The 21,138-nt window shown below is 47.1% G+C and carries 23 protein-coding genes; 10 read left to right on the top strand and 13 right to left on the bottom strand.

The window, feature by feature from the left end:
• Positions 1-47 precede the first annotated feature (47 nt).
• The gene (locus ACFQS8_RS10285; protein ID WP_382167246.1) at positions 48-551 is read left to right on the top strand and encodes a type III secretion system chaperone family protein; all 504 of its coding nucleotides are present in this window, start codon (positions 48-50) and stop codon (positions 549-551) included.
• A gap of 40 nt (positions 552-591) precedes the next feature.
• Positions 592-1,425 carry a pyrroline-5-carboxylate reductase gene (proC, locus tag ACFQS8_RS10280; protein ID WP_382167245.1) on the top strand — a complete coding sequence of 278 codons (834 nt, stop codon included), beginning with the start codon at positions 592-594 and terminating at the stop codon, positions 1,423-1,425.
• 2 nt (positions 1,426-1,427) lie between these two features.
• Here proC and ACFQS8_RS10275 read toward each other — a convergent pair whose 3' ends face one another.
• Genes ACFQS8_RS10275 through ACFQS8_RS10265 form a run of 3 tightly spaced genes read right to left on the bottom strand, consistent with a single transcriptional unit; the run spans position 1,428 to position 3,959 of the window.
• On the bottom strand, positions 1,428-2,756 hold the full coding sequence (locus tag ACFQS8_RS10275) for an ATP-binding protein (RefSeq protein WP_382167244.1): 1,329 nt from the start codon (positions 2,754-2,756) through the stop codon (positions 1,428-1,430).
• A 31-nt stretch (positions 2,757-2,787) separates the two neighbouring features.
• Positions 2,788-3,462, bottom strand: coding sequence for a response regulator (locus tag ACFQS8_RS10270; RefSeq protein WP_382167243.1), 675 nt, complete (start codon positions 3,460-3,462; stop codon positions 2,788-2,790).
• Positions 3,459-3,959: a MarR family winged helix-turn-helix transcriptional regulator gene (locus tag ACFQS8_RS10265; RefSeq protein WP_382167242.1), complete on the bottom strand. Its 501-nt coding sequence runs from the start codon at positions 3,957-3,959 to the stop codon at positions 3,459-3,461. The genes ACFQS8_RS10270 and ACFQS8_RS10265 overlap by 4 nt, the downstream gene beginning before the upstream one ends.
• A 100-nt stretch (positions 3,960-4,059) precedes the next feature.
• Here ACFQS8_RS10265 and ACFQS8_RS10260 point away from each other — a divergent pair, with 100 nt between their 5' ends.
• The 4 genes from ACFQS8_RS10260 to ACFQS8_RS10245 all read left to right on the top strand — a co-directional run bounded on the left by ACFQS8_RS10260 (position 4,060) and on the right by ACFQS8_RS10245 (position 7,432).
• Entirely contained in the window at positions 4,060-4,941 is an 882-nt protein-coding gene (locus ACFQS8_RS10260; protein WP_382167241.1) for a branched-chain amino acid aminotransferase, read from the top strand.
• A 331-nt stretch (positions 4,942-5,272) separates the two neighbouring features.
• The gene (locus tag ACFQS8_RS10255; RefSeq protein WP_382167240.1) at positions 5,273-6,280 is read left to right on the top strand and encodes a calcium/sodium antiporter; all 1,008 of its coding nucleotides are present in this window, start codon (positions 5,273-5,275) and stop codon (positions 6,278-6,280) included.
• A complete protein-coding gene (locus ACFQS8_RS10250; protein ID WP_382167239.1) occupies positions 6,280-7,041 on the top strand; it encodes an SDR family oxidoreductase in 762 nt (253 codons plus the stop codon). The genes ACFQS8_RS10255 and ACFQS8_RS10250 overlap by 1 nt, the downstream gene beginning before the upstream one ends.
• 4 nt (positions 7,042-7,045) lie before the next feature.
• Positions 7,046-7,432, top strand: a complete 387-nt coding sequence (locus tag ACFQS8_RS10245; RefSeq protein ID WP_382167238.1) for a dihydroneopterin aldolase — start codon at positions 7,046-7,048, stop codon at positions 7,430-7,432.
• A 3-nt stretch (positions 7,433-7,435) separates the two neighbouring features.
• Here ACFQS8_RS10245 and ACFQS8_RS10240 read toward each other — a convergent pair whose 3' ends face one another.
• Positions 7,436-7,969, bottom strand: a complete 534-nt coding sequence (locus tag ACFQS8_RS10240; protein WP_382167237.1) for a SixA phosphatase family protein — start codon at positions 7,967-7,969, stop codon at positions 7,436-7,438.
• A 220-nt stretch (positions 7,970-8,189) separates the two neighbouring features.
• Here ACFQS8_RS10240 and ACFQS8_RS10235 point away from each other — a divergent pair, with 220 nt between their 5' ends.
• Together ACFQS8_RS10235 and ACFQS8_RS10230 are read left to right on the top strand one after the other, a co-directional pair.
• The gene (locus tag ACFQS8_RS10235) at positions 8,190-9,770 is read left to right on the top strand and encodes an FMN-binding glutamate synthase family protein (protein WP_382167236.1); all 1,581 of its coding nucleotides are present in this window, start codon (positions 8,190-8,192) and stop codon (positions 9,768-9,770) included.
• 20 nt (positions 9,771-9,790) lie between these two features.
• Positions 9,791-10,720, top strand: coding sequence for a lipoprotein N-acyltransferase Lnb domain-containing protein (locus ACFQS8_RS10230; protein WP_382167235.1), 930 nt, complete (start codon positions 9,791-9,793; stop codon positions 10,718-10,720).
• A 15-nt stretch (positions 10,721-10,735) separates the two neighbouring features.
• Here ACFQS8_RS10230 and bfr read toward each other — a convergent pair whose 3' ends face one another.
• Together bfr and ACFQS8_RS10220 are read right to left on the bottom strand one after the other, a co-directional pair.
• Entirely contained in the window at positions 10,736-11,215 is a 480-nt protein-coding gene (gene bfr, locus ACFQS8_RS10225) for a bacterioferritin (protein ID WP_382167234.1), read from the bottom strand.
• 142 nt (positions 11,216-11,357) lie between these two features.
• Complete coding sequence (locus ACFQS8_RS10220) at positions 11,358-11,552, bottom strand: (2Fe-2S)-binding protein (protein ID WP_382167233.1); 195 nt, start codon at positions 11,550-11,552, stop codon at positions 11,358-11,360.
• Positions 11,553-11,695: 143 nt separating this feature from the next.
• Here ACFQS8_RS10220 and ACFQS8_RS10215 point away from each other — a divergent pair, with 143 nt between their 5' ends.
• Both ACFQS8_RS10215 and ACFQS8_RS10210 read left to right on the top strand, forming a co-directional pair.
• The gene (locus ACFQS8_RS10215; protein ID WP_382167232.1) at positions 11,696-12,781 is read left to right on the top strand and encodes a CFI-box-CTERM domain-containing protein; all 1,086 of its coding nucleotides are present in this window, start codon (positions 11,696-11,698) and stop codon (positions 12,779-12,781) included.
• A gap of 199 nt (positions 12,782-12,980) precedes the next feature.
• Complete coding sequence (locus ACFQS8_RS10210; protein ID WP_382167231.1) at positions 12,981-14,600, top strand: lysine--tRNA ligase; 1,620 nt, start codon at positions 12,981-12,983, stop codon at positions 14,598-14,600.
• Between the two features lie 57 nt (positions 14,601-14,657).
• On the opposite strand, the gene ACFQS8_RS10205 is transcribed toward ACFQS8_RS10210, so the two are convergent.
• The 7 genes from ACFQS8_RS10205 to ACFQS8_RS10175 all read right to left on the bottom strand — a co-directional run bounded on the left by ACFQS8_RS10205 (position 14,658) and on the right by ACFQS8_RS10175 (position 21,054).
• Positions 14,658-15,278, bottom strand: coding sequence for a S24 family peptidase (locus ACFQS8_RS10205; RefSeq protein WP_382167230.1), 621 nt, complete (start codon positions 15,276-15,278; stop codon positions 14,658-14,660).
• A gap of 86 nt (positions 15,279-15,364) precedes the next feature.
• Complete coding sequence (locus ACFQS8_RS10200; protein ID WP_382167229.1) at positions 15,365-16,117, bottom strand: hypothetical protein; 753 nt, start codon at positions 16,115-16,117, stop codon at positions 15,365-15,367.
• A 14-nt stretch (positions 16,118-16,131) separates the two neighbouring features.
• Positions 16,132-16,410 (bottom strand): hypothetical protein, encoded by a 279-nt coding sequence (locus tag ACFQS8_RS10195; protein ID WP_382167228.1) that lies wholly within the window; start codon positions 16,408-16,410, stop codon positions 16,132-16,134.
• Positions 16,411-16,739: 329 nt separating this feature from the next.
• Complete coding sequence (locus tag ACFQS8_RS10190; protein WP_382167227.1) at positions 16,740-17,489, bottom strand: sulfite exporter TauE/SafE family protein; 750 nt, start codon at positions 17,487-17,489, stop codon at positions 16,740-16,742.
• A 60-nt stretch (positions 17,490-17,549) separates the two neighbouring features.
• The gene (locus ACFQS8_RS10185; protein WP_382167226.1) at positions 17,550-18,068 is read right to left on the bottom strand and encodes a hypothetical protein; all 519 of its coding nucleotides are present in this window, start codon (positions 18,066-18,068) and stop codon (positions 17,550-17,552) included.
• Positions 18,069-18,287: 219 nt separating this feature from the next.
• A complete protein-coding gene (locus ACFQS8_RS10180) occupies positions 18,288-18,812 on the bottom strand; it encodes a hypothetical protein (protein WP_382167225.1) in 525 nt (174 codons plus the stop codon).
• Between the two features lie 64 nt (positions 18,813-18,876).
• Entirely contained in the window at positions 18,877-21,054 is a 2,178-nt protein-coding gene (locus ACFQS8_RS10175) for a M13 family metallopeptidase (RefSeq protein WP_382167224.1), read from the bottom strand.
• Between the last annotated feature and the right edge of the window lie 84 nt (positions 21,055-21,138).

Below are 21,138 nucleotides of genomic sequence, written 5' to 3'. Positions count from 1 at the left end.
GCAGCGAATTAAACGCTTTTTCTTGTCTCCCTATTAAGGATGCCAATATGTCGGCTCTTTCATCCCTGCAATATGATGCCAATGATGATGTTCTCGAAGTTATCGAGCAATGTCTCAATTCAGCTGAATGGGGAGCGGAGCGCAATGATGAGATGAGCGTCAATTGCGCAGCACCAACGCGTTGGGGAGAGTGCGGGGGCATGTTTATGCTTCGCAATGAACCGCGTGCTGTTCATTTTTCTTTATCTGCAGATATGCGTGCTCCGGCAACGCGCCGCGCGGCGGTGCTTGAATTGCTTAGTATGGTCAATGAGCGTTTATGGATGGGGCATTTTGAGCATTGGGCTGAAGAAGGCGTGATTATGTATCGTCACACTTTGCCCTTGCTTGACCGTGAAGCGCCCGAACGTGGCGAAGTGGCGGCGTTGATGAGCGCGGCAGCAGAAGCAATTGAGAAATTTTTGCCAGCGTTTAATTTCGTGATTTGGGCAGGAAAAACGCCTAAAGACGCTTTGAAAGTGGCTGTATTTGATACTTTGGGTGAGGCTTAGGCTATCACCGTGACGCGTTAGGCTTAAACTGGCGTATATAATGACGGGTTCTACGATGAATTTAAAATCAACGGTGACATTGATTGGCGGTGGTCGCATGGGAATTGCGATGGCTAAGGGCTGGCTATGTGATCTTGATGCGGCAGGTGTGGAAACAGTCAATATTATTGACCCCAGCCCTTCGGATGCTCTTAGAGAGCTTTGCGCAAAAAAAGGCGCGGTTTTAAATCCGACTGAAATTGCGCCAGTGGATGTGCTCATTCTTGCTGTGAAACCCCAAGTGTTTTCTAAAGTGGCATCGGATGCTGCTAAATGGGTGAATGAAACAACATTGGTTGTGTCTGTTATGGCAGGTATAACGGTTGATCGGTTGGGAAGTGAAACTGGCGCGACAAAAATTGTGCGTGCTATGCCAAATACACCCGGTGCTGTGGGGGCGGGGGTCACTGCTTTCAGTGTGTCTAGCGCCTGTACGCCGACTGATACACAAATGGTCAATGCGTTGTTGTCGTCTCTTGGGGCTGTTGAAGGGCCATTGGATGAGGCATTGATGGATGCTGTGACTGTGGTGTCAGGTTGTGGACCTGCTTATACATTTTTGCTGGTTGAGGCTATGGCCGCAGGTGGCGTTGCTCTTGGGCTAGAAGAGGGTATAGCGCAACGTCTTGCACGTCAGACGGTGATCGGTGCTGGCGTGTTGATGGATCAAGATCCAACGTCTGCAGAAGATTTACGTAAAGCTGTAACATCCCCGAATGGTGTAACACTTGCCGCCTTGGAAGTGATGATGGCTGAGGGCGGTATCAATGATGTGATGAAGCGCGCGCTTCGTACAGCACGAGATAGGTCCGTGGAATTATCCAAAGATAGCTAAACTTATTTCGGCTCTGCTTTTTGAGCTGATGTGGGTAGGTTTAATGTCGCGCTTAGTCCGCCTAGTTCGGAACGGTCTAAACGCAAAAAGCCACCATGCGCTTGGGCAACGTCGTTTGAGATGCTTAGCCCAAGTCCAACACCGGATTTGTTTTGATTGCGCGAAGGATCTAGCCGCCCAAAGGGCTTCATCGCTTCTTGATATTTGTCTTCATCAATTCCAGGGCCGTTATCTTCCACGCAGATTTGAACGACACCTTGGGTTTGCGTGATATGGATATACACAATATCAGCATGGTCTGCGGCATTGTTCGCAAGATTTGATATTGCGCGTTTTATCGCTAGAGGTCGTCCGCGCATGAGTAGGTGTTCTGGTGCGTTTAGAGTGACCTTTGCGCGCGTAGAGGCTGCGAGATAGGCGTCCTGAATGAGATTAACGGCGTCAAACTCTTCAGTAGGTTCGTCTCCTTCGCCGCGTGCGAATGCGAGATAACCCTCAAGCATTTTTTCCATTTCAGAAATATCTGCTTTCGCCGCAGTAAGATCTACGCCTTTAATGTTTTTCATCAGGGCGAGTTCAAGCTTTAATCGGGTAAGCGGGGTGCGCAGGTCATGGGAGACACCGGCTAGCATTTGCGTGCGCTGGTCTACATATCGCCTGATCCGATTACGCATACGAATAACAGACCGTGCAGCTTGGCGTACCTCGCGGGCACCGGAGGGTTTAAAGTCTGGTGCATCTTCACCGCGCCCAAATGCATCGGCGGCATGTGCGAGATTTAAAATGGAGCGAACATGGTTTCTTAAAAATCCGTGTGCCAAAAGCAGCAGTAGTGCCGAGAACACAAGTGTCCAAAAAATAAAGATATGCGCTGTAATCATCATGACGCGTTTGCGTGGAAATTCGATGATGAGTGTTTCAGCGTTACCCGTTACAGGATGAGTGACGCCATATAGAATACGCACATTGCCATTATCCAACATGCGGGTGATCTCAGCGTGATTGGGGAGCGTCTCCAGTGTGTCTTCCAATACCTCACAGCAGGGATTGCCTTCATTATCTGGAGCTTTAGAGGCAATCCTCGTCTCCATAAGGGCTGCCTTATAATATTGGTCCTGAATTTTTTCAAACAGTGGGCGGTCAGTATTAGCTGTGTTGATGAGGACTTCAATCTCGGAGCCAACAGAGAGGGCAAGGCGGCGGTTCACTTCTTTGACGTGGGAGGCAAAAAACATTGCCGTCATTGCCACGATAAGAAGGCCAATTGGCATGATGACGATCAGGTAGGATCGAACGAGATACCCGCGTGGAAAAAAGCGTGAAAATGTCATCTTAATTGAGAGCCTAGCGGGAGCTGTGGCTCTAGTCTCCAATTAGGCGATAGCCGATGCCGCGTACGGTTTGCAAATGTATCGGTTCGCGTGGGTCTGATTCTATTTTGCGGCGTAAGCGCGTAACTTGCACGTCTACGGAGCGCTCAACACCTGCAGAGGTGAGGTTGGCTAATTCTTGGCGTGAAACAGGTTCTCCATCTCGCTGAGCGAGTATACGCAGGAGTTGTACCTCGTTTTCAGTGAGGCGAACAATGCGACCATCTCTACGAAGTTCACCTTTTTTGACGTGGAATACTTGGTCGGAAAGAATAACTTCTTCTACAGGTTCTGGCGGTGCTGCGCGACGTAAGATCGCGCCAACACGTAAAGATAGCTCTTCTGGTTCAAACGGTTTGGTCACATAATCATCTGCACCGCGACGCAAGCCTTCAATGCGGTCGATTGTGATGTCTTTGGCGGTAAGCAAGATAACAGGCGTGTCTATAGTTTCCCGGATGGAACTGAGAAAACTAAAGCCATCCTCACCGGGCATCATCACGTCCAGAATGATAAGATCAAACGCCATAGACTTCATAATTTTGCGCGCATTTTGCGCGTCAGACGCTGTTGTGACCCCATAGCCTTCAGATACGAGAAAGCGCTTGAGGAGGTCGCGGATACGATCATCATCATCTATTGCAAGAATATGCGCAGTTTCGGTCATTCTTCAGAATCCTTGTGAAGAGGGGTGTCCACGACAGATTGGAGCATTTTCTTTGCATTTGATACAACATCTGGACCCGATGAGCGATAGGCTTCTAGCAGTACGTCACGCCAACCTTTGGCAGCCTTTGTAATAATAGCTTTTCCAGAATCAGTTGTATGCAAAAGGCGACGTCTTCCATCCTTTACGCATGGGATTCGGCGGATATACCCTGCTTGTTCAAGTGCATTTAGATTTCTTGCTAAAGATTGTTTAGGTGCATTTAGGTGTGTTCGTAGCTCCGAAATGTCGCACCCTTCGAGATCTTGCAACTCTATTAATGTATCCAATTCGGCTTCTAATAGATTAGCTTCCTGAGCAACACTATTCACGAGATGTCTGATTTTTCGCGCAGATTGGCGAATAAGAGAGGCACCATGATCCAGATCCGACTCGCGCAAATATAGACGCGACTCATCTGCCGAATTTCCTACGCCTCGCGTTACCGGGCGACTCATGGATTGATTGACTGGTCTAATCACTCTAAGAGAATGGAATGACACTGAGCGGAACTCAAGTCGTTTAGTGTTAGTTTTTCAATTATTCGAGGAATTTCTCATGTCTATGCTGCCTTATGATGATCGTGATGGATGGATCTGGCAGGACGGTGTCTTTGTGCCGTGGCGTGAGGCTAAGGTCCATGTTTTAACGCATTCGCTCCACTATGGTTCTGCCGTGTTTGAAGGTGAGCGTGCGTATGAAGGGCAGATTTTTAAATCTGACGAACACACTAAACGCCTCCACAAATCGGCTGAATATCTGGATTATAAGATTCCCTATTCTGTGGAAGAAATTAATGCAGCCAAACAAGAATTGATGGCCAAGATGGGCTTCAAGGATTGTTATATTCGTGCATTCGCGTGGCGCGGTTCTGAAATGATGGGTGTATCCGCTCAACAAAACACTATTCACCTCGCGATTGCGATGTGGGAATGGGGTAATTACTTTGCCGATAAAATGAAGGGTATCCGCGTGACCATGTCAAAATGGAAACGTCCTTCTCCAGAAACAATTCCATCTGCTGCTAAAGCTGCTGGTCTTTACATGATCTGTACAATGTCAAAGCACGCAGCAGAAAAAGAAGGCTATGCGGATGCATTGATGCTTGATTATCGTGGTTATGTTGCTGAGCTAACAGGTGCGAACGTATTCTTGATTAAAGATGGCGTTATTCACACACCTATCGCTGATTGTTTCCTTGATGGGATCACACGCCGTACCGTGATTGATTTGGCCAAGGCGCGCGGTTTTGACGTTGTTGAGCGCCGCATTAAACCAGAAGAGCTGAGTGATTTTTCTGAGTGTTTCATCACTGGAACGGCTGCTGAAGTCACACCAGTTGCAGAGATGGCGGGTCACACTTACACACCAGGTGAAATGACCAAAGCACTTGTTGAAGATTATGATGCGCTTGTGCGCGGCAAACTGACACTCTCTTAAGGGCGGATCTTCCGTGAATTAGGGAAATAACCATGTTTCGGCAGCTAAACTGCGGAAACATGGTGCGATGCTTATGTGTTTTCATTGCTCTAAGTGCGCGAAAGCATTATGTGTTGTCGCGAACGGTCTTAAATTCACTTTGAGACTGTATATGTCTAACCCTTTAAGTTTTCTTCGGAGCTAATTCTTATGACAGCTGTATACGCACTCGTAGGTACATTCGTTGTGTTCGCAATTTTGAACCTTCTTGAGTACAAACGCCTAGATTAATTCCTTTTAGTATTCGACGTTTTGAGCGGTTCTCGATACTTATTAGGTGTTTCTATCTGACATGATTATGCAAATTATCTGGCTGCTCTGCGGTCTAGCGTTGCTTTTGTTCGCTGGTGACGCGCTTGTGCGCGGCGCCGTAGCTGCTGCTTTGAAAGCAGGGCTTTCACCGCTTGTTGCGGGTATTGTTGTTATTGGGTTTGGGACATCCTTACCCGAAGTTTTGGTGTCTGTAGATGCCGCCTTTAACAATGCGGAAGATTTAGCGCACGGAAATATTGTCGGGTCTAATATCGCCAACATTCTGCTCGTTCTCGGGTTCACTGCGATTTTTGCTCCTGTTGCCACCAATGCTTTTGGAACTGGTCGGTCGATGGCGGTGACATTGCTGGCAACGTTCCTTTGGATATTCGTCACGTATTATTTTGGGTTGAACCCGATGTGGGGGTCTATATTCCTTGCATTATTGGTGGCCTATATCGGTATCATCGTGGTCACGAGCCGTAAAAAGGTTGGTATTTCAGGGGTTCATCATGATGAAATACCCGAAGAAGTGGATGAAGCCGATAAAGACATGCCGATCTGGAAGGTATGTGTATTCCTTCTGATAGGTCTGCTTGGCTTGGCGCTCGGCGCGCGTTTGACGATTAATGCAGGTGTATTCATTGCACGTGAGCTAAATGTCTCGGAAGCGCTTATTGGGCTGACATTGCTTGCAGTCGGGACATCTCTTCCTGAGATCGGGGCAAGCATCGCCGCAGCTATGCGTAAGCATACAGATGTCGTGCTTGGGAATGTTGTCGGGTCGAATTTGTTCAACTTGTTTGCGGCAGGTGGTGCGATTGGTTTAGTGAAAGCGCAAACGATTGGCACAAGCTTCCATGAATATAGTCACTGGGTGATGGCAATCGCGACGCTTGTTATCGCACTGTTTGTTGCTTTCAAATGGAAAATTGGTCGTTTGATGGGGGCAGTATTCCTGCTTGCGTATGTAGGGTATATTGTCGGTCTCGTGAACGGGTTTTCCTTCATGAATATTCCAAACTTGTTGTCAGGAACGCAGGCATAGTGATCCCCAAGAACGCACTTATAACGGGAGCTGGACGTCGGCTAGGCCAAGAAATGGCCACTTGTTTAGGTGCACGTGGATTTCAGGTCGCCATACATTATCGCTCTTCTAAAGAAGGCGCGCAGCGCACTCTGGATGCCGTGCGCGAAGCGGGTGGAGATGGCGTGCTGGTGCAGGCTGACCTGCTTGATGAGCAAGCGCTTGCGGGCTTGGTGCCTGCTGCGACAAAGGGATTGGGTGGGCCTCTTGGTTTACTCGTCAATAATGCTTCTGAATTTTATGATGATGATTTGAAGACCCATAATGTCAAAAGCTGGAATTTGCATATGGGTGTGAATTTACGTGCACCAATTGCGCTTTCTCAAGCATTCGCAAACCAAGTGAGTGATACGGCCAAAGGGTTGATCGTAAATCTGATTGATCAACGTGTATGGAAGCTAAATCCGAATTTCTTTAGCTATACTTTGTCAAAGTCAGCGCTGTTGGCAGCGACACAAACAATGGCGCAGGCGCTTGCGCCAAATATTCGTGTGAATGGGATTGGTCCCGGTCCCACATTGCAGAATGAACGCCAATCAGCAGAAGATTTTCAACAACAAGTCGATGCGACGCTGACGGGCGAGGGGTCTTCCCCTGAAGAAATCGTCAAAGCCTTGCTATATTTTATAGATGCAGAAGCTGTAACAGGTCAGATGTTGGCGGTTGATGGTGGTCAGCATCTCGTGTGGAAAACGCCCGATGTAGATGGGGTTGTGGAATAATATTATGAGTAAAACTGACATTTCAGCTTTTCAATACAATGCCGATTACACGCAGATTTTTTTAAAGCGTTTGACCATCCGTGCACAGTTGGGGGTTTTTACGCATGAGCGTGGTCGCACGCAGCCATTGATTATAAGTGTGCGTGCATGGGCGCGGGTCAAACCAGAGAAAGATGATTTGGTTGAAACTGTAGATTATAATTTGTTTTCTGACACTGCGCGGGATTTAGCTGAAAACCAACATTTCGATTTGGTCGAGACATTTCTCAACACAATGGCGGACGCCATTATGGCGCATCCACAAATCGTAGCTGGCGAATTTGAGGCTGAAAAGCCAGAAGCTATCGAAGGTGCAGAATGTGCGGGTGCTATAGTGTATCGCTGTAAATAAGCGCTATTTGTGCTTCTTGCCTAATTTCTTTTTCGTAGCTTGCTTTAGCTCTTTGGGCGTGACGAATGTGTGCAATTCCCATTGATGCTCTGGTGTTGTGCGACGAAAAACAGCGGCAGCTGATGTGGGGAAACCCATGCGAATACGCACTTCGTTTTCAGTTGATCCCGGCGCGAGGCTAGAGGCTAATAATTGCATGCCTGGATTGTGACCGATGACCAATACGCTCTTACAGTCAGACGTTTGAGCTTTTAGATTTGTATGAGGCAGAATGGTTTGGGATTCTGCTAGATAAAGCTCAGGCGATGAAATTGATGGTGGGTTGCTGAAAGTGGGGGCGATGGCATCGAGTGTTTCGCTACAACGCAGCGCGTCTGAATGGATGATTAGGTCTGGCCGCGCGCCAATGCCATATAGAGATTGCGCAATAAGGCGGGCGTCATCCCAACCACGTTGCGTAAGGCGTCGCTCATGATCGGCTTCACCATGCATCGCAGGGTGAGTTTTCGCGTGACGAAACAAAATTAGCTCAATCATGGTGTGCCTCGTAGTGCCTGCCTGTATTGTGTATTCATGGTATACCCAGTCTTTCACAATTATGGCTAGTATATTCTGCTATTGGGCGACCAATGAATTGCAAAATATGGACTTATTCCCCGCATTAGATGTGTTTTTTCCATGAGAGAGCGTGCATTTGTGTGCACATTCGATATTGATGAGACGCATATTCTCTTAGTTATCGTGAGCTTGGGTCGTCATGAGATTTTTTCCATTCATTATTGTGTGTATCGCTTTAGCTGTCGCTATTGTCGCGAGTTTGTACTCTGAGTGGGCTTGGCTGGCGATTGTTCCGCTTGCCGTCTTATTTTGGTTTGGGATTGCGGACCTTTTTCAAGTGCGGCATGCGGTGCGTCGTAATTATCCAGTAACGGGGCGTTTTCGGTGGTTCTTTTATTGGCTGCGTCCCTTCTTGCGCCAATATATCGTGGAGAGCGAAACGGAGGGGCGTCCTTTCAATCACGAACAGCGTCAATTGGTTTATCGCCGTGCTGCAAATGAAAGTAGTGTGGAGCCTTTTGGGTCGCATGTTGATAACAACACAAACGGTTTTGAATGGATCGCTCATTCGATTGGTGCAGTTGAGCCAGCACCCATAGAGAGTTTACGCGTTATGGTGGGCGGTCCTGATTGCACAAAACCATATTCTGCTAGCGTCTTAAATATATCCGCTATGAGTTATGGGTCGCTAAGTGGTCATGCGATTGAAGCGTTAAATCGGGGGGCTGCTAAAGGGCAATTTTATCATGATACTGGCGAAGGCGGGGTCTCCAAATTTCACAAAGCGGGCAGTGGTGATCTCGTTTGGGAATTAGGATCAGGGTATTTTGGATGCCGAACCGCAGATGGAAACTTCGACGCTCAACGCTTTGAGGAAGTTGCCTCACTTGATCAGATCAAGATGATTGAAATCAAATTGTCTCAAGGTGCAAAGCCGGGGCATGGCGGGTTGCTACCAGGCGCAAAGGTGACACAAGCCATTGCGGAAACACGCGGGGTGCCCGTGGGGGAAACAGTGGTATCACCACCATACCACAAGGCTTTCTCTACCCCTTTAGAGCTTGTGCAGTTTATTGCCAAATTGCGTAAATTGTCGGGTGGTAAGCCCGTTGGCTTTAAATTATGCATGGGGCCTGCGCATGAATTTCTTTCTATTATCAAAGCAATAGTAGAAACTGGCATTAAGCCTGACTTTATCGTTGTTGACGGGGCAGAAGGTGGTACGGGCGCGGCTCCAATGGAGTTTCAAGATCATATCGGATCGCCCTTGCGTGATGGACTTATCCTTGCGCGCAATGCATTGGTTGCAGCGGGATTGAAAGAGGATATCCGTCTTGCTGTTTCTGGAAAAATTGTCTCTGGCTATGGTATGGCGGCAGCAATGGCGCTGGGAGCTGATTGGATTAATTCAGCGCGTGGTTTCATGTTCGCGCTGGGGTGTGTTCAATCCCTACATTGCCACAATAATACGTGCCCAACAGGTATAGCGACACAAGACCCTGGGCGTGAACGTGGATTGGTAATTCCTGATAAGGCCGAGCGTGTTTATCACTTTCAACACAACACCTTGCATGCATTGAGTGAAGTCATAGCGGCTGCGGGGGCCTCCCACCCTTATGAGCTTGATCCAGACCGCTTGATGATCAAAACGGACGCTATGAAATCCGTGCCGGCATCGCAATATTATGATTTGTTGGAGAAAGATGAGTTATTAAATTCGCCCAATGACACCTATCTTGCGCAAGCTTGGGCGCGCGCCAATTCTGCGCACTTTGGATAAGTATCAATGGAGATATCGCTATGGCGGGTTTGATGGATAAGTATTCGCACAAATTGGCGCATATAACTCGCTTATTGCGTACTTATCCCGCTACGAGTGCGCTGATAGCCGTGTTCCTAATTTTGTTATTTGCCACTTTATACGGCGTATCAAGACCCGCAAAGCATGACCGAGATTTCGTCGAGCATTTATCACGCCTGCCACATGTTGAGCTAAGAGAAAAAGCGTTTGAAGTCTCTCCCACGCGCAATTGGAGCTATGATAGGAATGGTCCGCTTGAAAAAATATGGCGGAGTGAACCAGTAGCGCATGACTTTGGTGATTTAAAGCAAGTGTGGTTCCTTGTTGAGCCGCATCCTGGAATGGACGCTATGGCGCATACTCTTGTATTGTTTGAGTTTTCTGATGATAGATTGCTTGGGCTTACGATTGAGGCGCGCCGTGAAGTGGATGAGAAATACTCTGCCTTTGAGGGCAATTGGGGTAAATTTGAATTGCTCTATGTGTGGGCAGATGCACGTGATCTTGTTTTAAGGCGGGCTATCTATCTGGATAAAAATGTTGAAATTTATCCGTTGAGCATCAGCCTTGAACAGTCCATATCCTTTTTGAAGGCTATGTTGGCCCAAACGCGACGCATTGAGAATAAAGCGCGCCTTTACAATACGTTATTCTCCAATTGTACGAATGAATTGGGTAAGCATGGCGGGCTGAAATGGCACCCATCATTTATCCTCACAGGATATGCTTCACAGCATTTACATAAGATTGGAATGATAAAAAGCGACGAACATGATTTTGCATCAGTACGCAAGCGCGGTGACATCACCGCATTTTTAGAAGCACTGGGCCCTGAGCAGCCGCAAATGGAGAGTGTAATGTTTGATAAGGTTTTATTGGCGCATTTGCGCGAGAAATGGTTTAGCTCTGAGCAGGACGCGCAGAGCTAAACAGAATATATAATACTATTCTTTTGCTGATTTGCTTTGCAGTTGAACGTAATTTTGAATGCCCATTTTCTCAATCATTGATTGTTGGGTTTCGATCCAATCAACATGCTCTTCTTCATTATCGAGAATTTTGTTGAATAGGTCTCGTGAAATATAATCGCGGACACTTTCAGCGTACTCGATCGCATCACGAAGGAGTGGGATAGCTTGGTTTTCCAGTTTTAGGTCAGCTTCAAGAATTTCTTCAACATTTTCACCAATACGCAATTTGCCGAGATCTTGCAGATTTGGCAGGCCATCTAAGAAGAGAATACGATCAATCAACCAATCGGCGTGCTCCATTTCTTCAATGGATTCTTTATATTCTTTTTCTGCAAGTACAGATACGCCCCAGTCTTTCAACATGCGCGAGTGCAAGAAATATTGATTGATTGCGGTAAGTTCGTTCTTCAGTGCTTTGTTGAGGAACTCAATGACCTTTGCATCGCCCTTCATGGCTATATCCTTATATTTAAATCTTTCGGTGTTGAAGCAAACGATACTTATCTTCGGCTGCTATGGCAACGAAATTAACGAAAAAATCTAATTTAAACAAAGGCTTTTGAGAATGCATCTTAGTTCGAGATGCAAATGAAAATCATTCAGCAGCAATATCAGTTGATGTTTCAATATCTTGGCTGTTTGAGATCATTTCTGCGATGTCGTGGCGACATTGGCCGCAATTAAAACGAGTTTGATGGTGAGCCATAACAGCAGGCGCAGATTCAGCGCCAGCGTCTATCGCTTCCGATATCTTTTTCTCATTTAAGCGGCGGCAAATACAAATGATCATGAGAACTATTTGCACTCAGTGAGAATGATTGTCAACAACAAAGTCGTGAATTCCTTGCGTCTTATTAAGTTTGGGTTGTTTTTTCTTAATACCTAAATGGAAGAGTGCAGGAAACATTCCAAACATGTGTAAGGCCCCAAACTGTGTTTCAGTCTAAGTTTAAATTTGAAAATCGTCGTCGTGTTATTGCCGCTTTGCTATTAGCGGGAGTGAGCCCTGCTGCATTTGCGGGGGAGAAGGCTAAAGAAGAAAAAGCGGACAAAGACAAAGATGATATCGTCACTTGCGGCAAGGAAATCGTGGGTAATTGGTTGATAGAGTATGATGCGTCCACATGGCGGGTTATGAGCGATACCACAGAGGTTGAGTGGATGATCTCAACCACGATGGATAAGGTCGTGACGGAAGGTTTTTTCATCGAAGCCAATCTGCAGCGGCGTACTGCGGGGGGCTATGTCTATCAGGATGAAACAAGAGTTTGGTATAATGTGCCTGAGATTGAGCTTACGAGCTCACATAACAAGCCTTACGCGGTGTTTGGAAAAACGATGGGACATTCCTACCACCGCACTGTAGGGTTTGGCCCGCGCCGGTATTGGGTTGATAAGAATGAATTTTGGTATCCAGCTGAAGGCAAGTTTAACAGCAAGATGGAGCTAGAAAAGCCAAAGATTGCAAAGGCTTTCATTGCTTCCATGCTGACGAAACATACCCCTTTGCGTTTTGAATTATACGTGCCCAATTGGTCAGATCAAAATGCTATCGCGATAGGGAATATGGTTGATCAAAAAGGACTGGAAGAAGCGGTCAAAATTGCATCTGAACGCACAAAAGCTTTAGCGAAAGAGGGAATGGAATGTTCTATTCCTGATGAACCCGACTTTCTTCCGCCTGAAAAAGAAGGGTGTTTCCTTACCACGGCAACGGTGGGAGCGATTGGCCTGGCAGATGATTGCTGGGAATTGAAAACGCTTCGAAAATTTCGTGATGATGTCTTAAAGCCAACGTTCAAAGGGCGGTCTTTAGTTGAAAATTACTATAGTATTGCGCCGGATATCGTGCGGATAATTAATACGCGGCCAGATGCGGCGCGTATATGGCGGCGCACATGGGCTTTGGGTGTTTTGCCAGCGGCAATTGCGGCACATATCGGATGGAATAAAGCGGCGCAAAGTATGTACAAACACATGACGTCGCGTTTGCAAAAAATAGCCGCTACAACAGTCTGATCCTAGCCGCAGCCAGTAATACGCTGATGCAGCGATGCTTTTAGGCTTATTGGGAAGCAGACGTGTTGTGTTTCCCTGTAAGGTGAAAGCGCGCTTGGTGTTGGATAAATTGCGGGATTAAACGCCATTTGTCCTACGCGACATTGACCAGAAGGGCAGGCGGCGCTAACTGCCATACACCAACTGGAGACAAATTTTTATGACAAACCCTGTTATCCCTACAGATATCCTCTCGCCACTCGCAGAGTCGGCAAAAGCCTGGCCTTTTGAGCAAGCACGCGCTTTGCTTAAACGTATCCAGAAACTTGAGGAAAAACAGGGGCGTTCAAAGGATCAGCCTGTTGTGTTTGAAACAGGTTATGGTCCATCAGGGTTGCCGCACATCGGTACCTTTGGTGAAGTTGTCCGTACAACAATGGTCATGTCAGCTTTTAAACAGTTAACGGCTGGTGCCTATGAGGTACGCTTGATCTGTGTGTCTGATGATATGGATGGTATGCGCAAGGTCCCCCCGCACTTACCGTCTCAAGACATGCTGCTTGAGCACATCCAGCAGCCTCTTACTGTTGTGCCTGATCCGTTCGGTACTCACGACAGTTATGGCGATCACATGAATGCGCGTTTGTGTGCATTTCTTGATAGTTTTGGTTTCGAGTATGAATTTCACTCGGCAACGAAGTTTTACAAAAGCGGGGCTTATGATGCTGCGCTTTTAAAAGCGGCAGAAAAATTTGATGACATTATGAAAGTGATGTTGCCGACTTTGGGGGCGGAACGTCAGGCGACCTATTCGCCATTCTTGCCAATATCTCCTAAAACGGGGCGTGTGCTTTATGTGCCGATGAAAAGTGTGGATGCGCAAAAAGGCGAGATCACATTTGACGATGAAGATGGTACAGAAGTTACGCTTCCTGTGACGGGCGGAAATGTGAAGCTTCAGTGGAAACCCGATTTTGGTATGCGCTGGGCAGCGTTAGGCGTTGATTTTGAGATGTTTGGTAAAGACCACCAAGCAAACGCGCCCGTTTATTCTAAAATATGTCGTATCCTTGGAAATGAGCCGCCAACGCAATATGTCTATGAGCTTTTCCTTGATGATAAAGGCGAGAAGATTTCTAAGTCTAAAGGAAATGGGATCACTGTTGAGCAATGGTTGCAATATGCGCCGCAAGAGAGCTTGGCTCTGTTCCAATTCCAAAAACCGCGCACAGCTAAGAAATTGCACTTTGATGTCATTCCAAAAGCTGTGGATGAGTATCTGACATTCCTTGGTAAGTTTCCTGAGGAGGAGCCAGCAAAGCAGGTAGAAAATCCTGTTTGGCACATCCACTCTGGTAATCCACCAAGTGAAAGCTCGCCAATCTCGTTTGCCTTGCTTTTAAACCTTGTGTCTGCGGCCAATGCAGACACGAAAGAAGTGCTTTGGGGCTTTATTTCTAAATATGCACCAGAAGCGACACTAGAAAATACGCCTTTGCTAGATCACCTCGTTGGTTTTGCGATGGAGTATTACAAAGACTTTGTGAAGCCATCTAAGACCTATCGTGCGCCAACCGAACAAGAGCGCGCAGCTCTTGAGAGCCTTGCTGAAAAGCTAGAATGCTATGATGGCGAAGAAACAGGCGAAGCGCTTCAATCTTTGGTTTTTAGTGTCGGTAAAGAGCACGAATTTGAGAATTTACGTGAGTGGTTTAAGGCAATTTACGAAGTGTTGCTTGGCCAATCTCAAGGCCCGCGCTTTGGTGGGTTTGCTGCCCTTTATGGCGTGAAGGAAACAGCTGCTCTTGTGCGCAAAGGTCTTGCTGGCAAGTTAGGCTAAGCGCTGAAATTGCATTTGAATTTAAAAGCCCGCTTGAGCAATCTAGCGGGCTTTTTATTATTGACTCGCCCAGACGATACGGGCGATCCAGTCGATTGAGGCCATGTCTATTTCTCGCGGCGGGTAGGCGGGGTTGCACGAGATTAACTCCACGCGATTGGCGGTTTTGCGGCCTAATAATTTGGCGAGCACTTCACCTGATTTGGTTTTAGCAACGACGCGATCGCCGCGCCGCACATCCATGCCGGGTGCAACGATGATGCGATCGCCTTCGCGAAAGACGGGCTCCATCGAGTCGCCTGAGATTTCTAAGGCATAGACAGTTTCATCGCCCATATCGGGGAAGTGGATGTCATCCCAGCCAGCACCTACGGGAAAGCCTGCATCGTCGAAAAATCCGCCATGGCCAGCTTGCGCCAAACCAATCAGGGGGATGGTGCGGCCCTGAAGTCCTTGTGCCATGTCTGCAAATTCTTGCCAGCCCGTGCCTACGGCAGCGAGCGCTTTTGAGAGGCTTTCAGTGGAGGGCCAGCGCGGTTTTGCTCCGTCTGGGCTTGCGCGTTTGGATTTATTGAAGGCGGTCGGGTCTAGCCCTGCGGCCCGCGCAAGGGCGGAAACAGATAAATTATGACGCGCCGCCAGCGCATCAATACCATTCCAGATATCGCTATGTCGCATATGTTAAATGTCCTGTCGTCGTGAGATGGTGGGACTATATGCTATATGGTGAGGAAAATAAACCTATTTGCTGAGGTTGGTTACTGTTATGTACGAAAGTGAATTTTTTGAATTTCTAACACTACATTAGTCACAATCTGACTAAGTTGATTTAGGGTTGGCAGTACGGGCATTCCGGCAAATTCATGGTCGCTCGAAAAGCGTAATTCACCTGTGGGGACTCCCTCACTGGTAATTGTAATGTTTGCGTCAGTAGCGATCCCCGAAACGAAATTTCCGTTAGATGCAGACAATGTAATATCTTTGTATTGCCCTTGGTTGCTACATACTGCTTGAATATTTGTCACTTCAGTAATGCTGAAGGTGGGAAGAAGAAGCCGATGTTTATCAGCATTGTCACATTGACTAAGTTCTACCAAAGGGTGCCTTTTTCCAAAGGGTTTTAAAGTGTGTAATATATATTCATAAACTGCTGGAGAAGCTGCAGATAGTACAGTTAGTTTGGGGCTTTTTCTAAATTTTTCTTCAGATGCATCGATTGGGAAGCCAGACCGTTTATCTTTTTTTCCAACGATATCCGATGTCACATGATCTAACGCTGTTCTTAAGTTGTGGAACGTGTCTCCGATATGGGTGGGAAAATTGGGTGGCAACAGAGGGTTCGTTTCCAGCACTATTGCGTTAAGCCCACTTTTATCTTTTTTGACATCTAGAGTGTAGGAGTCGTTTTTTAGGTAGTATTCGAATATATTTTTTAAATCCAAAATGTGCTCGTTGGCTCTGTTAATTTTAATACGAGCGCCAAAGAATTCGTTTGGTTTTGGTGGAAGAATTTTCATGGATTAATTTGTCCTTAACTCGGGTTGAGCAGAGATTTAATCCAGCTGCTGACGCCTTCGACGAGTTGGGTGCCGGCCCAGCCGTGTTTAGGTTTCATTTTTATCACTAGAATGGTGTCGTCTTCATCAAGCAGGCTTTGGACCCATTCACGCACTTCGCTCGTGCTGGCTTGTAGCTCTCCGAGCCATGTGGTCTCCAATATGCGGCCAACATTCTGCTCCTCAAACGCTTCGTAAAGCGCATCATAGTTTCGATCATCGCGCAGATCGTAGGAAATAAGAAAAACCGCCATGTAAAAATCCTTTTGGATGGAAGGGGTTAGATCTATACGCCCAGCATAGGGCGATAGGCAATTGCTTGCATCAGGTATTGCACTTTTGAAGTGACTTTAAATCTCATCATTTTTGTGTTAACCTTAGGACACTCTAGACGAGAATTACGAGCTTCATTGGCTTGGTCGGAGACTGACGGCACTATTGCCAGTGCCCACCTGCTGAGGTGAGAAGTAGGGCTTGCTTACAAGCCATATCCGACGGGATTTTAAAAGCCAATAATGCACCCCGCCAGAGGGATATGCCAGTTTACTGGCAAGGGATCTGACGGGGTGTTTCTACGTTTTGGCTAGAAAAAACCTTCATAAATCAATTTCATACCTAGCAAACACATCAGGATATATATGATGGTGTAGAATCTTTCTGTTTCTACACGTTTTACCAGATAGACACCGAAAAACGTGGCGGCTATGGCGAGGGGAAGTAGGATGGCGGAGGTTTTCAGGTTTTGGGTTGTCATTTGGCCAAGTGCGAAAAAGGCAGGAACTTTGATCCAATTTAGAAAGCCAAAACAGATCGCTTTGGTGCCGACCAATACGTCACGGTGCAATTTTTGTGGAAGCACCCACACATGAAAAGGAGGCCCACCTGCATGAGCAATCTGGCTGGTGAAGCCTGTCACAACACCCGAAATAAGACCTAATCCCGTATGGCCTTTATGTGCGATTTGAGGTTTGCGTTTGCGCTTTTTCCAAAGACTATGCGCCCCAAATGAAAGGGCAATAACACCCACCATCGCCATAATATAATTGCGCGGAAGAGAGCCTGCAAACAGAAATCCCAGATACACGCCTAGCGCCATGCTAGGTAACATAATGAAAACTATGCGTTTATTTATGTTGCGCCAGTAAGAAAAAACACTAATCGCATCCTGCACAATCAAAATGGGCAATAATATTGCTGCTGCTGCCAGCGGGTCGCCTCGTAAACTGAGAAGGGGCATGGAGACAGCACCCACACCAGCAAAACCGCCTTTGGCAAGCCCAGTCATGATGACGGCAATCGCTGCGCATACATAATAGAGAATGTCTGAATCCATTTAAACGCGGTAGCGTCCAATACTAGAGGAGTCAAACCCCATGATATGCGACAAGATGATCTATTCGCGGTCGGGTCTAATGCTTGCGCTTTGGATTAAAGAGGGGGCTGCGAATGCTGCGAAAAACGTCACTTCTGTCGGATTGTTTCGCACGGCAGTATTGTGGTCTGCGAACACTAAAACCGTGTCTTTTGAATGAGTTGGCGTGCCTAAAGTGTCGATAAAGGCTTGTTCAATTGCGGGTAATTCGCTGTCCTCAACATTGATATGTGCAATGGCAAGAGCGCCATCTACGAAGACAAATTCAACATCGCGTTTTGCACCAAAATAAGCAAAGCCTGTACAATCTATTTGGGCTTGGCTTTTTAGACCTGCAAATTGAGGCGGGTCTATTGGATAGCTTTCAAGCGTGTCGCAGCGAGAATTAAGTTTAGATTCAATCGCTTCTAAGGGAGCGCCAAATTCGATGAGCTTTGGCTTTTTAACAGAATTGGGGTCATGCCCCCCACCACACGCGCCCAATAAAGCGCTTGCACAAAGGGTGATAAAGCAGATGCGGAATCTGGTTTTTGTAAGCATGTGGTCTGCCCCGTGTGTAACGTGTTCTCCAGTGGTTGTCTAAAATTATGGATTTAGAATAGCGCGCAATTTCTTAATAAAGCGCGTTAAATATCTAAAAATACACTTTGAGCGTGTGGTGTGGAAGTGGGCTTCTGGCCGCCTGTTATATGTGTGCTAGCTCCGACCTTGCAGCATGGTGAGGCTATGAAGATTGGCTGAATATCGCCTGAGAATGGGTTAGTCCCTGTCAGGTAAGCGGTTGACGCGATCTATCACATAAGGCGCTGCGGTTTCTGAATAATAGAGCGCTTCTGGCGTGTCATTTCGCACGCCTGCAAAATTATGCGCGTAGGCAAGTATTGTATCTTTGGAAAAAGTTGGTTCACCAAAGGTCGTGGTGAAAGCAGATTCGAGGGCAGGGATTTCATCAGCTTCAACCAATATCCAAGTCAGCATAAGAGCATCATTGACGAAAATGAATTCTGCCAAACGTGGTTTGCCGAAATATGGAAATCCTTGGCAATCAATTTGTGACTGGGTTTCAACATCCGCGATAAGGGGTGGCTCTATCTGACGGATTTCCAGAGATGTACACATCCCATTTAATGAGGATTCCATTGCTTGGACGGACGTTCCAAAATGAATGCTATCGGGTTTTTCGACATGCATCGAAATCGGTTCAGAAGGAAGGTCGCACGCAGACAAAGAGATAGCGGCGACGGCTCCTGCAAGGCAGGACCGAATGATGGGCTGTATCAACATTTTGGATAATCCTAAGTAGGGTAAGTCCGCCCTCCGGGAAAACCGGAAGGCGGGAATTTAGGTCTTACCAGATTTTGATGCGTTTCTCTGGTGGAAGGTAAAGTGCATGGTCTTCGGTAATGCCGAATGCCTCATACCATGCATCAAGGTTACGGACTGGCCCGTTCACACGGTAGTAAGGTGGTGAGTGTGGGTCAGTGATAAGTTGCTGGCGTGTGGCTTCGTCACGGTATTTTGAGCGCCAAACTTGTGCCCAAGACATGAAGAAACGTTGATCGCCTGTAAGGCCATCAATGACTTTGTCTTCTGCGCCATTGAGAGAAAGTTTGTAGGCTTTATAGGCCAATGACAAACCACCAAGGTCTCCGATGTTTTCACCGAGTGTCAGCTGACCGTTAACACATGTCTCGCCTTCATCGAGTGGGCAGAAATCATTGTATTGCGCAACCAATGCTTTGGTCAGGCCACGGAAGCTGTTCAAGTCGTCGGCTGTCCACCAGTTGGACAAGGAACCGTCAGCACTAAATTTGGAGCCTTGGTCATCAAAGCCATGACCAATTTCGTGACCAATCACACCACCGATCGCACCATAGTTTACGGCAGGGTCAGCAGAGATGTTGAAGAAAGGTGGTTGCAAAATCGCAGCGGGGAACACGATCTCGTTAAAGAGCGGGTTGTAGTACGCATTGATTGTCTGCGGGGTCATGAACCATTGATCGCGGTCCATTTCAGTGCCTAGCTGAGCAACATTGTCTTTCCATTGCCAGTCAGATGCAGCGATCGCATTGTCGAGTGCATTGTCTGTAACTTGAAGCGTGTCATATGTTTCAAACTCATTCGGATAACCGATTTTCGGGTTGAATGTGTCGAGCTTTTCTTTGGCTTTGACTTTAGTGTCTTCGCCCATCCACTCAAGCTCTTTAAGGTTTTCAGCCATTGCGAGACGCAAGTTTGCAACAAGTGCATCCATCGCCACTTTGTTTTCTTCAGGGAAGTGGCGGGCAACATATTCTTTCCCGATGGCTTCTCCCAAAATATCTTCCGTAGCACCAACAGCACGTTTCCAGCGCGCGCGTTGCTCTGGCTGACCACGCATTGTTTTTCCGTAGAAATCAAAGTTGGCATCATCAATATTGGATGGAAGTACACTCGCGTGATCTGACAAGAAATGTGCTGTCAGATAAGCTTTCCATACATCAAGTGGAGTGTCTTCAACAACTTTGAACGCTTCTGGGAAACCGCCGCCTAATTTTGCTGCGTCTTCTGCTGACAAGCCAGCTTCATCAAGCTCTTCTTGTGTTGGCGGGATTTCGCCCACGATGAGTTCTGATTGCCCCGCAAGGCCGAGACCATCGAGGAATGTGGCGACAGGAAATTGCTTGGCCATACCCTCTAAAGCTTCAACGGAAATTTTGTTGTAGGTGATTTCAGGGTTACGTGAGATGGCGCGATCCCAGTGGGCGGCGGCGATTTTCGTCTCAAGATCCATCACTTTTGCCGCTGCATCTGATGGAGAGTCAAAACCTGCTTCTGTGAGAAGGAATGTAAGGAATTGCACATATTTTGCGCGCTGTTCGACAGACTTCTCATCATCTTTGAAGTAATAGTCGCGGTCAGGCATACCAAGCCCAGAGAGGCCGGCTTGGAAAATGTAGACATCCGTTTCTTTCGGGTCAGCAAAGACATATCCGCCAAAAGGAGATGCAAAGCCCGCTGAAGCGAAAATGTTCGCTAGGTCGTCCAAACTGTTCAATGATTTAATGCGGTCAAGATAGGGCTGAGCCGGTGCTAGGCCCGCAGCATTGATTGCATCTGTATCGGAGAAGGCTTTGTAGAACATGCCAATCTTGCCGGAAGATGTTGAAAGGTCTGGTGTTGATTTTGCGAGATCTTCAATGATCGTGCGCACTTGGATTTCAGATTGATCGGCTAGCAGGTTAAACGAGCCATAACGTGATTTGTCGGCTGGGATTTCAAATGTGTCATACCATTTGCCGTTCACGTGACGGAAAAAGTCGTTTCCCGCGTCAACGCTGTTATCCATTGCGGTCAGGTCTAGGCCAAATGTGCCAAATTCTGGTGTTTTGGGTGTGACGTCAGTTTTGACCTCTTCAACAACTTTAGCGACTTCAGTGACAGTTTGTTTTGCGGCCGTGTCTTCAGGGGCAGGCTGAACGCTTGCGCAAGCTGTTGCTAGAGAAAGAGCTAGCACTGATGTTGCTAGTTTTAGGTGTTTTAGCATGTGGTTCTCCTAAGATATGCGCAAGAGCTAATACGCACCACTCTGAAAAGTAAACAAACGCGCAAGATTAAACTGTGCGTTTGT

Source organism: Hirschia litorea (genome assembly GCF_042665075.1).
Lineage (GTDB): Bacteria > Pseudomonadota > Alphaproteobacteria > Caulobacterales > Hyphomonadaceae > Hirschia > Hirschia litorea.
Note: the sequence above shows the minus strand (reverse complement) of the source record. Positions and strands in the feature narration are given on the sequence as shown.

Coding starts and splice junctions, on each gene's coding strand:
- ACFQS8_RS10270 (WP_382167243.1), bottom strand. CDS start 3,462: ATGACCGAAACTGCGCATATTCTTGCAATAGATGATGATGATCGTATC.
- ACFQS8_RS10175 (WP_382167224.1), bottom strand. CDS start 21,054: ATGCTAAAACACCTAAAACTAGCAACATCAGTGCTAGCTCTTTCTCTA.
- ACFQS8_RS10255 (WP_382167240.1), top strand. CDS start 5,273: ATGATTATGCAAATTATCTGGCTGCTCTGCGGTCTAGCGTTGCTTTTG.
- ACFQS8_RS10185 (WP_382167226.1), bottom strand. CDS start 18,068: ATGCTTACAAAAACCAGATTCCGCATCTGCTTTATCACCCTTTGTGCA.
- ACFQS8_RS10230 (WP_382167235.1), top strand. CDS start 9,791: ATGGCGGGTTTGATGGATAAGTATTCGCACAAATTGGCGCATATAACT.
- ACFQS8_RS10200 (WP_382167229.1), bottom strand. CDS start 16,117: ATGAAAATTCTTCCACCAAAACCAAACGAATTCTTTGGCGCTCGTATT.
- ACFQS8_RS10260 (WP_382167241.1), top strand. CDS start 4,060: ATGTCTATGCTGCCTTATGATGATCGTGATGGATGGATCTGGCAGGAC.
- ACFQS8_RS10240 (WP_382167237.1), bottom strand. CDS start 7,969: ATGATTGAGCTAATTTTGTTTCGTCACGCGAAAACTCACCCTGCGATG.
- proC (WP_382167245.1), top strand. CDS start 592: ATGACGGGTTCTACGATGAATTTAAAATCAACGGTGACATTGATTGGC.
- ACFQS8_RS10285 (WP_382167246.1), top strand. CDS start 48: ATGTCGGCTCTTTCATCCCTGCAATATGATGCCAATGATGATGTTCTC.
- ACFQS8_RS10220 (WP_382167233.1), bottom strand. CDS start 11,552: ATGATCATTTGTATTTGCCGCCGCTTAAATGAGAAAAAGATATCGGAA.
- ACFQS8_RS10205 (WP_382167230.1), bottom strand. CDS start 15,278: ATGCGACATAGCGATATCTGGAATGGTATTGATGCGCTGGCGGCGCGT.
- ACFQS8_RS10235 (WP_382167236.1), top strand. CDS start 8,190: ATGAGATTTTTTCCATTCATTATTGTGTGTATCGCTTTAGCTGTCGCT.
- ACFQS8_RS10265 (WP_382167242.1), bottom strand. CDS start 3,959: ATGAGTCGCCCGGTAACGCGAGGCGTAGGAAATTCGGCAGATGAGTCG.
- ACFQS8_RS10275 (WP_382167244.1), bottom strand. CDS start 2,756: ATGACATTTTCACGCTTTTTTCCACGCGGGTATCTCGTTCGATCCTAC.
- ACFQS8_RS10195 (WP_382167228.1), bottom strand. CDS start 16,410: ATGGCGGTTTTTCTTATTTCCTACGATCTGCGCGATGATCGAAACTAT.
- ACFQS8_RS10180 (WP_382167225.1), bottom strand. CDS start 18,812: ATGTTGATACAGCCCATCATTCGGTCCTGCCTTGCAGGAGCCGTCGCC.
- ACFQS8_RS10190 (WP_382167227.1), bottom strand. CDS start 17,489: ATGGATTCAGACATTCTCTATTATGTATGCGCAGCGATTGCCGTCATC.
- bfr (WP_382167234.1), bottom strand. CDS start 11,215: ATGAAGGGCGATGCAAAGGTCATTGAGTTCCTCAACAAAGCACTGAAG.
- ACFQS8_RS10245 (WP_382167238.1), top strand. CDS start 7,046: ATGAGTAAAACTGACATTTCAGCTTTTCAATACAATGCCGATTACACG.
- ACFQS8_RS10210 (WP_382167231.1), top strand. CDS start 12,981: ATGACAAACCCTGTTATCCCTACAGATATCCTCTCGCCACTCGCAGAG.